At 34.8% G+C, this 13,064-nt stretch carries 10 protein-coding genes, 1 tRNA gene and 1 pseudogene; 4 read left to right on the top strand and 8 right to left on the bottom strand.

Annotation, left to right across the window (positions count from 1 at the left end):
- Window positions 1-13: 13 nt before the first annotated feature.
- Window positions 14-1,432, bottom strand: coding sequence for a metalloprotease TldD (gene tldD, locus ACJZL3_RS06290; protein ID WP_010962974.1), 1,419 nt, complete (start codon window positions 1,430-1,432; stop codon window positions 14-16).
- Window positions 1,433-1,494: 62 nt separating this feature from the next.
- Here tldD and ACJZL3_RS06285 point away from each other — a divergent pair.
- From ACJZL3_RS06285 to ACJZL3_RS06270, 4 genes are all read left to right on the top strand, one after another.
- Window positions 1,495-1,579: transfer RNA gene (locus ACJZL3_RS06285), tRNA-Leu, on the top strand.
- 70 nt (window positions 1,580-1,649) lie between these two features.
- Window positions 1,650-2,147, top strand: a complete 498-nt coding sequence (locus ACJZL3_RS06280; protein WP_010962975.1) for a hypothetical protein — start codon at window positions 1,650-1,652, stop codon at window positions 2,145-2,147.
- Window positions 2,148-2,400: 253 nt separating this feature from the next.
- Entirely contained in the window at window positions 2,401-3,108 is a 708-nt protein-coding gene (locus ACJZL3_RS06275) for a uroporphyrinogen-III synthase (RefSeq protein WP_010962976.1), read from the top strand.
- Window positions 3,108-3,887 (top strand): exodeoxyribonuclease III, encoded by a 780-nt coding sequence (locus ACJZL3_RS06270; protein WP_010962977.1) that lies wholly within the window; start codon window positions 3,108-3,110, stop codon window positions 3,885-3,887. Before ACJZL3_RS06275 ends, ACJZL3_RS06270 begins: the two co-directional genes overlap by 1 nt.
- Before the next feature lie 26 nt (window positions 3,888-3,913).
- On the opposite strand, the gene ACJZL3_RS06265 is transcribed toward ACJZL3_RS06270, so the two are convergent.
- The 7 genes and pseudogenes from ACJZL3_RS06265 to ACJZL3_RS06235 form a co-directional block, all read right to left on the bottom strand.
- Window positions 3,914-4,933, bottom strand: a complete 1,020-nt coding sequence (locus ACJZL3_RS06265) for a hypothetical protein (RefSeq protein ID WP_070356955.1) — start codon at window positions 4,931-4,933, stop codon at window positions 3,914-3,916.
- Between the two features lie 50 nt (window positions 4,934-4,983).
- Window positions 4,984-7,560 carry a DNA polymerase I gene (gene polA, locus ACJZL3_RS06260; RefSeq protein ID WP_419198745.1) on the bottom strand — a complete coding sequence of 859 codons (2,577 nt, stop codon included), beginning with the start codon at window positions 7,558-7,560 and terminating at the stop codon, window positions 4,984-4,986.
- A 171-nt stretch (window positions 7,561-7,731) separates the two neighbouring features.
- A pseudogene (locus tag ACJZL3_RS06255) lies at window positions 7,732-8,818 on the bottom strand (IS3 family transposase).
- A gap of 232 nt (window positions 8,819-9,050) precedes the next feature.
- Window positions 9,051-9,857, bottom strand: coding sequence for an SDR family oxidoreductase (locus ACJZL3_RS06250; protein ID WP_010082068.1), 807 nt, complete (start codon window positions 9,855-9,857; stop codon window positions 9,051-9,053).
- A gap of 5 nt (window positions 9,858-9,862) precedes the next feature.
- The gene (locus tag ACJZL3_RS06245; RefSeq protein ID WP_010962980.1) at window positions 9,863-10,507 is read right to left on the bottom strand and encodes an alpha/beta hydrolase; all 645 of its coding nucleotides are present in this window, start codon (window positions 10,505-10,507) and stop codon (window positions 9,863-9,865) included.
- 397 nt (window positions 10,508-10,904) lie between these two features.
- Window positions 10,905-11,270, bottom strand: a complete 366-nt coding sequence (locus tag ACJZL3_RS06240) for a hypothetical protein (RefSeq protein WP_419198744.1) — start codon at window positions 11,268-11,270, stop codon at window positions 10,905-10,907.
- A gap of 120 nt (window positions 11,271-11,390) precedes the next feature.
- Window positions 11,391-13,058: a M24 family metallopeptidase gene (locus tag ACJZL3_RS06235; protein ID WP_419198743.1), complete on the bottom strand. Its 1,668-nt coding sequence runs from the start codon at window positions 13,056-13,058 to the stop codon at window positions 11,391-11,393.
- Between the last annotated feature and the right edge of the window lie 6 nt (window positions 13,059-13,064).

Here is a 13,064-nt window from a genome sequence, read left to right as displayed (position 1 = left end):
TTTTAGCCCTTATCTATATCTCAGTTCCACCAACAGTTATTGCGTCGACTTTGAGTGTCGGCTGACCAACTCCAACGGGCACATTTTGTCCATCTTTCGAGCATGTGCCAACACCAGGATCTAACTTTAAGTCATTACCAACCATAGATACTTTTTTCAACACTGTTGGACCGTCACCAATTAGTGTTGCTCCTTTTACTGGCTGTGTAATTTTGCCATTTTCTATTAGGTAAGCTTCCGAAGATGAAAAAACAAATTTTCCTGACGTTATATCAACCTGCCCACCACCGAAATTTACTGCATATAGACCTTTCTTTACGCTAGATATTATTTCCTTCGGTGTATACTTTCCGGGCAACATATAGGTGTTTGTCATGCGCGGCATAATAACTTCTTTATAACTTTCTCTTCTACCATTACCAGTTGGGCTTACACCCATGAGTTTAGCGTTCATATGATCCTGCATGTATCCTTTTAGGATCCCATCCTCTATCAATATATTATAACTGGGTGGAGTGCCTTCATCGTCTACGCTGATAGAGCCGCGCAAATTGGGCAGAGTTCCGTCATCAACTACTGTGATGTCACTAGCTGCTACTTGTTTACCCACAGAATTTGAAAATGCTGAGACTTTTTTGCGATTGAAGTCGCCCTCAAGTCCATGACCCACGGCTTCGTGTAACAATATTCCTGGCCAGCCTGGACCTAAAACGACTGTCATTTCTCCGGCTGGAGTTGGAATTGCTTCAAGATTTACCAGTGCTTGTTCTAACGCTTGGTTTGCAACTTCTTTCCACTTTTTCTCAGAAATAAACTTACTATAAGAGTCCCTTCCACCATGCCCTGCAGAACCTCTTTCGGTACGGCCATCTTTTTCTACAATGACTAGCACATTAAAACGTACCAGAGGCCTGATATCGCTTAATCTGTGATCACCCTTTATTATTTGTACAACTTGCCATTCTCCACTTAGAGTTATTTTTACTTGCTTCACGCAGTTATTTTTGGACCTTACATACTCATTAACCTCATTGAGTAGCTTAATCTTTGAATTCAGATCCATTTCATTTATAGGGTTAATCCTCGAATATAGGCTTTTTGTCTCTTCGTTTAAATTTATTGAATTTGTCTTGTTTAAAGACACTGAGCTTTTTACCATAGAAGCAGCATTACTAATTTCTTTTTCGCTGATCTCAGAAGAACAAACGAAAGATGTACTATCTTCACAAAAAGACCTTAAACCAAATCCCCTTCTAGTATTCAAGTCCATGTGTTTTAATATGTTATCCTCAAAAACCAGGGACTCCGACTGGCAAAATTCTAGAAACAGCTCACCACCATCGCTATTGCTCAAAGCGTTATTGACTATTTTATATACGTTATTAATATTAACATTGTTTTGAGCAAAAAATATTTGATCTAGATTTGGCATTACCTTTGAACTAAAAATTGTTTAAGTATATTATTTAACTTTAACATAGTAAACTATAAAAAGCCCGGGTGGCGGAATTGGTAGACGCGCTAGCTTCAGGTGCTAGTAACTTTTTAAGTTGTGGAAGTTCAAGTCTTCTCTCGGGCACTCTTAGCTTCCATATTGCTTATTGAATTAATTAATGTTATAATATAACATATTAGGTAATATTTATGCTATGTATGGTGAAAAAGATAAGTTAGCCTACAGAAAGAAGGTACGAACTTACTCGAAACGCTTAGTTACTACACTATCTACTATCTCTTTCATTGGATACATAGCGGCATTGGTCTTGAATATTCCTGTCTTAAGTCTGTATTTTAGTATTGCCGGCACTATATTCAGTGCACTTTCGTTTGCTTTAAATATATGGTCACTAAATGATCATTCCCGACAACAGAATCTTAATAAGAAATCTGGCATAAAAAACACTCCAGGACAAAAAAAGTTAACAAAGATCTATCTTGATATAGCATCCAGTGCTTCATTTCTAATAGGAGGTATTGCATCTATGTCGCTTTTTGAGTCTTCTGTTATTTATTTTGTTTCTACGCCTTTTTTTATTCTAGGCTGTGTTATTATGGCAGCTAATATCGTTCAAACTATGATTAGTGAACCACAGACAAAAAACGTCCTTGAGAATCTCTCTTCAAATACTGCAAGAGTACAAGCTTAAGTATTAACTTATTTAACTTATACAGGAATATTAGCTATATAATTCCACTGAAGGAAGCCATTCAAAAGAGTTCGATGTAATTAGCGTCAAAAAAGTGTAAGCAGAAATTGTGGGCTTATTGGGGTAGGAGCGCTTAGTACTCCTACTTCCACATAAATTACTTGAATAATTGCTCAAGCTATCAAAATAAAAGTTTTTATTCAGTAATTTGTGTATAAAGGGTACTATTTTACTAGTAGTGAAATAAATCAGAATGAAGTCTATTTTATTAACGAGGCCTTTATTGGATTCGTTCAATACAAGAAATATATTGAGAAAGTATGGATACAAAGTTTATATAGAACCAGTATTCACAATAAAGTACTTAAATCCTGATATATCTGCACACGAATTTGACGTTGTAATATCCACAAGTAAAAACAGTGTAAAGGCTTTTAGTCAAATATGCAAAGTGGATGACTTTCCGATTATTACAGTTGGTAATTCAACCATGCAGGCTGCAAAAAATTTGGGATTTTCTGATATAATCTCAGCAGACAGCAACGTTGATGGTCTGATATCATTCATAAAAGCTCACTATTCAAGTGCAATAAAGTTCTTATATATAAGAGGACAAGAAGTATCATGTGACCTAAAAAAGAGATTATCTGAAGAAGATTTTAACGTAAGAGAAGTTGTACTCTATAAAACAATCATTAAAAGGAGTCTAACTAATAGGTGTAAAAATTTACTGTTGGATGGTAAAATTGGTAGTGTTGCTTTTTTTTCCTCACAGACAGCAAGGGTATTTTGTTCATTAGTTCTAAAAAGTGGGCTATCTCATGTGATGAATAATACAGTTGCATATACCATGAGTAAAAACATTGCTGATAGTTTAAAGTTAATCAAGTGGAAAAAAATTATAACATCGAGGTTGCCTACTGGGGAGAGTTTAATTGATATAATTAATAAGGATTGCTGATGCTAAAGATTGCAACTTGGAATGTAAACTCCATACGTAAAAGAGTTAACCAACTTTGTAGTTTTATAGTTGATAGTCAGATAGATATAGTTTTGCTGCAAGAGATAAAATGTACGGAAGAGCAATTTCCTTATGCGGAGATAGAAAAGTTAGGATATGAATATGCTATCTATGGACAAGTTGCAAGAAATGGCGTTTGTGTTTTATCTAAATATCCGATACTGGAGAAGTTTAAAATTGACATTGTGGAAAGTCATCAAGAAGCACGTTATATAGAGTGCGTGATAAAGTATACCAATAGTAAGATAAGGGTAGGAAGTGTATACGTGCCAAACGGTCAAAGCCCGGACTCTCACGCATTTGAATATAAACTCAAGTTTTTTGATAACCTATATGAAAGGATGAGCACTTTGTTGAAGAATGAAGAGTTAACTATTATAGCTGGCGATTATAATATTGCACCGGATGAAATTGATGTTTTTGATTCAAACTTATTGAATGGCCAAGTGTGCTTTCATATAAGAGAACGTGAGAAGTTAAGAGCGATCTTGAATCTTGGGTTTAAAGATGCGTTTAGAATATCTCACCCAAATTTGCAACAATTCACTTGGTGGCATTATCAAGGCAATTCACTCAGAAATAATCAAGGAATGCGAATAGATTATATGCTGTTATCACCACAAGCTGTAGATAAATTGGAAACATGCTACATAGATGATAGATTGCGTAAGCTAGAAAATCCGTCTGACCATACTCCTGTTGTATGTGCTATAGAATAATAGCAGATCTCTTACACAATTCACTTTTAGCAAACCTGAGTAGTCTTACCTTTGCTGCTCTGTGGTTTTTCCCTTCGTTTGTTTTCCTTTCCTGTCCAAGATTGATCGTGCTGCTCACTTTTTTCGTTTCCTACCTGGGAAATTTGCTCAGGAACAGGCTGTTGTTCACTCTTTTCTTTTCCTTGGGAAATTTGTTCAGAAACAGAGGTGCCTTTCTCAACTTCTGTAACTGGGGTTTTTAAAATATCATCAATGCCCTCGAGAATTTTTCCATTCAGTTTTGCTCTCTTTTCTGTATCATCTTTATCTTGTGAGCTAGGGTCATACAAAGTACCTTTTTTGTTATTTGAAAAAAGAACCTCCACTCCTCCTTTTATGGCAAATATTGTGCCGATAGCAGTAAGAACTACTCCGAGTGTAGTAGGACCAAAAATTAACATTGGAATAGTGGAAAGAAGGACAGGAAAAAAGATCTTGCTTAAGAACGTTGTTACCATCTCTTCATCACTGAGTGGTGGTTCATCCTCTTCTTTCTTGTCTTTACCTAAGAATGGTATTTTTTCTTTCATCCCATCCATAAAGGAGCCAGAAATATTTTTCGGGTCTATTTTGATCCCTCCAATTAGCAGCAGCAGCATTTCCAATACAAACTTTATGGATGAATCTTTAGCTTCTGTACCACGTATATCAGCTACACACTTGGTTATTATTTGTTGTATTTTATCATTATTTAATTTCTCTTCTCTAGCTAAGCCTTGCTCTCTAATTTCTTTAAACATAGAAAGTAAAAACTGAGAAAAATTCTCTTCACTGAGTGGTTTTATATCTTTTGGATTGACATTATTAAGTAGTATGTCCTTATAAGCTGATATAAAATAATCAGTTATTTCTTTGTTCTCCTTTAATTCGGCTTTACCTTCTAATACTTTTACAAAGTAATCATAGATTACCTGATGTTCCTCTTTTTCAAAAATTTTCTCATCTTTGTTAGTTACCTGATTTGAAGGTTCCAAATTCTTTGTTTGTGGAGTTAATATTTTTGTCATAACTGAGTTACTCACATTTACTATACTTCAATTGTAGTATATTTTTCATATTAATTCAAATAATCTATACTCCTAGAATTCACGATGTTTAAGTCATAATTAAGGGAATTTAGACCCCAGTTGTCGCCAATTTTTATTTCTACTTCAAGTGGTATAGAAATTTCTATTGCATTTTCCATTATATCTTTTATAAGTTTTGCTGTTTCTTGCACCTTTTCGTCTTCTACTTCAACCAGTAGTTCATCGTGAACCTGGAGGATTATTTTACCTACTTTCAATTGGTCAAAAAGCTGAATTGTCGCACGTTTTATTATATCAGCAGCGGTTCCTTGCAGTGGTGCGTTTATTGCTGCCCTTTCTGCAAATTGTCTTATATAAGGAATTGTATTGTTTATGTCTCTTACAAAGCATCTCCTGCCAAACAAAGTTTCTACATAACCATGCAATCTTGCGATAGACACTGCTTTTTCCATATAGGCCTTTATTTCTGGGTAACAGGAAAAATAGTAATTAATGTATTCAGCAGCTTCCGCAATGGTAATTCCAAGCCGCTTTGCAAGACCAAATGGGCTAATGCCATATATAATTCCAAAATTGATGGATTTTGCTTTGCGTCTTAATTGCTCATCTATTTCTTGCACTCCAAAAACTTGCCTTGCGGTGATCTCATGAATATCTTGTCCGTTTGCAAAAGCTTCTTTAAATGCTGCAACGTTTGCAACGTGTGCCAGGAGTCTTAATTCTATTTGCGAATAGTCAGCAGAAATTATCTTATGCCCTTTTGGCGCAATAAATGCTTGTCTGATAAGATTTCCCTCTTCGCTTCTGATAGGAATATTCTGTAAATTAGGATTGCTGGAGCTCAGCCTTCCAGTTGCAGTTGCAGTCGTTGAAAAGCTTGTGTGTATTCTACCATCAAGTGGATCAACTTGCTTTATTAATGCATCAGTGTAGGTGCCTTTTAATTTACTTAAATGTCGCCAATTTAAGATTTTACTTGCGATTTCTACCCCTTCTTCTTCGAGTGCCTCTAGAACTTCATAATTGGTGCTATACGATCCAGATTTTTTTGACTTTTTCTTTTTATTAAGCCCCATTTTGTTGAATAAAACATCACTTAATTGTTTTGGCGAAGCAATATTAAATCTTTCTCCTGCCAAATTATATATCTCATCTTCAAGCACGGCAATTACCTGCTGAAATTTATCGGACAGCTCCTGTAATTTTTGTATGTTCAGTAATATCCCATTTTTCTCCATATCAAATATTACTTTCATAAGTGGCTTATCGAAGCGCTCGTAAATTGTGAGCAATTTTTCCTGAAATAACCTTTGCTTTAGCTTTTCATGAATTGCTATTAAAGTTTTTGCCGAGAAAATTTCTGCATTTTCACTCAAATTATGCGCAACTATGTTTGGAATACTGTGATCATGCTTTCCTGTATCCAAGCTATACGACATTATCATCAAATCATCAACTGAATCTAACATCTTCTCTATTGCAGGGAAGATTTTCCTGATCTCTTTAATGTTATGTATTATTTTAAGCACTCCATTTGAGAGCAAAGTTAAGTTAATTATAATGAGTGCATCTTGTATGCTGTCTTGCTCTATATAAAAAATATTACTTTCGCTATAAGATAGACTTAATACATCGTTTTCAAGGTGGTAATGAATTGCAATTTTGCCTTCATATCTACAATGCTCTAAAAATTTCTCTAACTCTTCACTACTATACTCTATTTTTTCTTCTGTGCTAGACCCACTATAGGAAAAAAGCTTTTCCACTTTCCCTATCAAGGAATTGAATTCATACTTCTTTAAAAAGGATAATAGTTTTTCCATATTTGGAGGGCGAACTTCACATTTTGCAATATCATGTTGAAGGTCTACTTTTTCGCATAGTGATAAAAGTTCTCTTGAAATTAGCGCTTTTTCCTTATGTTCAGCAAGAATATTACGAATCCTCGTTTGCTCGATGTTATCAATGTTCTCTATAATATTATTCAATGAATCAAATTCATCTAGTAATTTAGCTGCAGTCTTCGGACCTATTCCCGGAACGCCTGGAATGTTGTCAGATGCATCACCAGTTAGAGAAAATAAATCAAGAAGCTTGTGTGAGTTTACGCCAAATTTTTCTATTACTTGTTTTTCATCTATATATATATTTTTAATGGGGTCGAATATTAAAATATTGTGGTTCAAGAGTTGAAATAAATCTTTATCTGATGAAACGACTACCACTTTAAAGTCTTGGTGGTTGGCGTATTTTGCAGCTAGTGTTGCAATTATATCATCTGCTTCATAACCTTCAATCTCTTCATAGCTGAGGTTAAAAGCTTCTACCGCTTCCCTCAGTATGGTGAACTGTGGAGTTAGATCCTCAGGAGGCGTTACTCTGTTCGCTTTGTACTCAGGATATAAATTGTGCCTAAAATTCTTTTTCCCTGCATCAAGTGCTATAGTTAAGTAGTCCGAATGGGCAATGTACTTAAGAACCATATTCAGAAAGCCATATACACCACCTATTGGCATTCCTGTTGTGGTAATTAAGTGAGGTAGTACATAGTAAGCTCTGAAAAGAAAACCATAGCCATCGATGATTGTGAAAGTTTTTTCTTTCATTGTAGATATTTATGCGTGCTTTTGATGGTCCACTATTTAGCTGAGAAAATCAAGTTTTTGTTTTTCTGCTTTTGAGCGTTGTAAGAGATTTTACCGAAAATAGCATTCATGATGGGGGTGTACACATATGACCTTACCCAGAAAAAGTGGAGAGAAAGTGTGGAATGTTTTTTACAAAAAGAATGATGCATCAAATTGTTCTGGAATGCAATAGTTAATAGTGACGTTGTTTGTTATAAAAAATTTCTATGTATTCAAATATTGCAGTTCTAGTTTGTTGAGCAGAGTGTTGTGAAGTATCAATAAGTATTTCTCTTTTCAATGAGCTAAAGAAGCTTTCTGCAACAGAATTGTCGTAACAACAGCCTTTATTACTCATCTATATTCTTTACAGCTAAGAGATATTGATACCCTTGCGCAGTATATTGTGAACCTTGGTCACTGTGCAGCAGTAGATTTTTAACAGGTTTACGCCTATTAATGGCCATTAATAAAGAGTTCATAACCAATTGTTTATTTATTGCACTACTCATTAACTACCATACGTGAGAATTATTGCTGCCAAATATAGCCATCCCTCCTTGGTTTTGATGTAAGTAATCCCATACTTTATTTGGTTGATCAACAATAAAGTTTTGATCTAGTATATTGGGAGCTACAGCTCTATTATCTGTTTGTTGTTTTTTAATTTTAAACTTTCTTCTCAGTATAGCCCTGATGTCATTTTTCTGCATAATACTTTGCACCGTTTTCAAATTGCAACTTTTACCCAAAGCCTTCAATTCAGCATGAATTTTAGGAGCTCCATATCTACATTTAGAAACTTGATATATTTTTTGAATAGCTTCGAGTAGCTCTTTATTTGCTGATTCTCTACTGCTTATTTTTCTTGTGGTCCACTTATAGTAGCCACTAGCAGAAAATCCTACATAATTCCTGTACTTTATAGCAGTTACTATATAAAAAAATATTTTACTCTTTTTGACTGGCCAGGGCTTTTTTTTAAATGTCTCTTTCCCTTGTTACTCTTGCTTTGTAAATCAAACCTCTCTTTGTCGTAAGGAGCCATGTTACCTCTACCTGGAAATGCATCTGCTGCCGACTTTTTTTCGTTGTGTTTCTTTATCCATTTTCCTAATAAACCACCCTTTATTCCTAAATCCTTTGCTGTTTTTGTAATTGTTTGACCTGCCTTTCTTTGTTCATTTGCCAGTTTAACAGCTTCCAATTTGAATTCTGCTGTATATTCTCTTACCATTTCTAATCCTCCAAAATTTTATTTTACCCAAAAAAACTCTTTTCTTTCTCTCCACTTTTTCTGGGTAAGGTCACTATTTCTTAAGTAATTTACACTTCAGAGTTTATCTGCTTTAAAGTTTACTCTATTCTGTTTCAGCATTTGTCATAAATCCTTAATTATTTCTGACTTTTTAGTTCAGTTTTTAACCATTCTTTCCTTAACTTAATGGCAGTGACAATAAGCCTATCTATCATTCTGATGTGATTTCAGTTTTGTTTACGTGCAAACTCTCTAATCCCACCTTGTAGTTAGGATAAATTAGAGAGACATTAAGATCTTTTTTAATTTTAACATTACTTACTCTCTTTGATCCTAAATAAAAACTCTGTGCATAATCTGGTAACTCAATTGGTTCTGGAGGGCTAACATTGAGAAGTTTGGTCGCATATATTACCACTTCAGATTGTGTAGTGGGTAAATCGTCTGCACAATTGTATATTTCACCAGGTTTTATGTTTTGCATGGAAGAAAATAAAATATTTGATATATCTTCAACGTGAATACGAGAAAAAAAATGCCCTTCTTTTTTCACATTCCTTGCTTTGCCAAGCTGCAAGTCAATTAACACGTTCCTACCAGGACCGTATATTCCAGCTAAACGAAAAATATGTACAGGCAATCTGCTATTCAGCCACCTCTTTTCAGATCTAAGGCGCTTTTCTCCTCTGATTTCTATAGGTTTTGTTTCAGATTCCTCATTCACCCAATTACCAGAGTGATCACCATAGACGCTAGTTGCAGACAAATAACCGAACCATTTTACATTTTGCAGGCAATCACCGTATCTCTCCACAACATCATCGCCATCTGGAGGAATAGAAATTAAAACGTGCGTTGCGCTTTTAAGCAGATCTTGACTAACTTTCTCATAATTAAAGAGGATTACATCTTGTATATTTTTACTTCTTGATGTGCCACTGACTTTCCAACCTAAGTTCAGTAATTTTTTCGATAAAAATTTAGCTACATATCCATAACCAAAGCAAAACAAGTGCATGAAAATTAATTTTTAAAATTCTTCTTGATAAATTCTACTCCTAATTTTATTCCCTCTTCATTAATAATATGCCCTAATGCATGAATTGGGTGTCCTTCAACATTTACTCCATTTTCTTTCAGAGCTTTAACCGCTAAGTCGAGGGACGAAAAAGGTACCACGTCGTCAGCATCACCATGGATAACACATATGTTAGGTTTTGATTTGATCTCTGGTGCAGTTTTTGAAGGTGAAAGAAACCTACCAGAGTATGCAACAACTGATGCACAGGATTGAGAGCGGGTGAGAGCTGTATGTATTGCAAGCATTGCTCCTTGAGAAAATCCAACTAAAGAAAGTTGCGTATCTTTTAAATTAAGCTCCTTTAATTTTGTATCAATGAAATGATTTACAATTGATGTAGCATTTTTTACTCCATTATATAGCGCTTCCTCACTACGATCTTCCAAGCTGAACCACTGATAACCATCACCTATTTCTCTTTCAAACGGAGCATTGGGTACTGTAAAATATGAACCCAGTAAAAACTTGCTCATAACTTTAGCAAGGTGAATGAAATTATCGCCACTTGAGCCCCAACCATGTAAAAAAATAATCAAATTTTTCTTATTTCCGCCTGCACAAATTTCTGGGCCTTTAAGTTCAATCATTTCTTTTCCTTTTGCGTTTATATTTTTATTTAACACTAATTTTCAAATTTGTAAAACCAATGTGCAATTACGTTCCCGATACTACAGATAAAGTGACTTAGGTTCATCGACGATTTGAAAAACCGTCATTCCGCTACTCGTTAGCGGCTGAGATACCGCGAATGAATCGCGGTATGACGTAGGGAAAACCTTAGCTATAAACCTCAGAAATAAGAAAACAAACTAGAAAAAATACCTCACTATAACTGCAGCCTTAAGCAACGTACCTTATTTATTTACGAAAACTGGTATAAATGCTATGCAAGTAGCTACACTACTTGCATGACATCAACAATTGACCTCGACTTACCGTCCAACTAGAAAGTTGTATATAGAATGACAGAAATCCAGATGTTATTTACTTACTTTCGATCTTTTCTATCAATTTTTTAACTAAACCTCTTAGCTTCTTACTGGATTCATCAAGCTCTTGAATTTGCGAGCTGCGCTCTTTCATTAGTTCCTTATAGTTACCTCTTATGTAGTCAATCATTTCCTTCATCTGAGCAATCATCTTGTTAGCATCCATGCTGTCCAAATCAGGTATCATGTTAGGCATAGCGCCTTCTAACATACCGCCAGCCATAAGCTGCTGAGACATTTGCATAAATGGTTTTAAAGTCTGATTAAGCAATTCAGGATCCTTGACTAATTTTTCTATTTGCTCTTTGCAAGTATCCATATACTGCTTCATAAATTCATCTTCTTGCACTTTACCTGTCATAATTACACCTACTTGAAAATATCGATTCTTTATTATATATTGTTTTTAAATTAAAAACAATACAAAATACTCATCACAATTGCATTAATACTTTTTAAATAATAAAAAATGCTCCTTTGCTTATAAAGGGTCACATACTTTCTTTAACCACTCCTTATCTTTGACGCTATTTTCTAAGTTTTTATAGACAAATTGATGGTAGCCATTTATCCATTCAATTTCATCCTTAGTAAGCATTTGCACATTTATTAGTCTTCTATCATATGGAATAGAGGTCAGTTGTTTAAAGTTTAAGAAGCCGTTTTCTTGTCTGTTGACATACATCAGATTTTCAATCCTTATTCCATACTCTCCCGGAATGTAATAGCCAGGTTCGTTGGAAAGTATCATCCCTGGCGTGAGTTTCACTTTATTACTTTTTGATATTGCTTGTGGTCCTTCGTGTACTGATAGGTAACTTCCTACTCCATGCCCTGTACCATGCATATAGTCCATTCCAAATTTCCATAAATGCGTACGTGCCAATATATCCAATTCTCCACCAGTAGTGCCGGGGGGAAAGACGACACTTGCTATAGCAATGTGAGCTTTGAGTACTATTGTATAGTGGGTTATTTGCTCATTGGTCGGATTACCAACTACTACAGTTCTTGTCACATCAGTTGTGCCGTCAAGGTACTGGCCACCAGAGTCAATCAAATACAGTCCATCTTTCTGAATTACTTTATTCGTCTTACTGCTTGCACGATAGTGAATTATTGCCCCATTCTCATTAAATGCAGAAATTGTTGGAAAGCTCAATTGTTTAAACAAATTCTGCTCTTTTCTGTATTCTAAAATCCTTTCTTCAGCTTCAAGCTCTGTACCAACATTACTTTCAAGCCAATGTAGAAAATTTGTAACTGCCACTCCATCTCTGATGTGCGCATTTATAGCCCCAGCTATTTCAGTTTGATTTTTTACTGCTTTATAAATTAAACAAGGATCCTCTCTTTCAGCTACCTGTTTATCTTTTATTACAGCCATGATACTCATTGGAGTTGTGTTTGGATCTATAACTATTGAATTTAGCTTGTCCAGCGAATTTTCTAGCTCACTGATATCAAAAATATTTATATGATTGCCTAAATTTGCTTCTATAGTTGAATGTTCTTTATCTTGAATAAACAAATCAACATTACCGCTTTTATACAATATAGCACGACCCAATATACATGGAGTATATTTAGCATTTTCGTTTCTTAAATTTAATAACCATGAAATTGAATTTGGATCAGTTAAAAGCACTGCTTCAGCTTCTTTATCTATACTTTTAGCGACTTTTTCACATTTGTCCTTACTACTTTCACCAGCATATTTAATAGAATGTAAAACCACTGCTTGTTTTCGATAGTCACTTTTTTTTCCAGCTAAACAGGGTATTAATTTACAGATATTCTCATACTTTCTTATATCTTCCATGGTAAAATATTGCAAATAATAACCTAGTGAGGCAGTCGATGTTAAGTTTGCTTTTATCCATTCGCGTGGATCCTCTTCTTGTATATTATATACTTGAAAATTGCCCTGATCGAGCTGATTGTGAGCTTGTGTGATATAGCGTCCATCTGTAAAAAATTGGCACTTGTTGTTTTTTGTGACAATAAGCAGCCCATTTGTTCCTGTGAAGCCACACAGCTTTGTTAGCTCCTCTGAATACTCATTTAAATATTCGTCTTTAGTATGTAACACAAATGCATCAACGTTTATTTCGTGCATAAAAGAACGAAATTCTTTGATTTTTGACATGGAATG

It is taken from the genome of Wolbachia endosymbiont of Rhagoletis cingulata (assembly GCF_048537655.1).
Taxonomy (GTDB): Bacteria; Pseudomonadota; Alphaproteobacteria; order Rickettsiales; family Anaplasmataceae; genus Wolbachia; species Wolbachia pipientis.
Note: the sequence above shows the minus strand (reverse complement) of the source record. Positions and strands in the feature narration are given on the sequence as shown.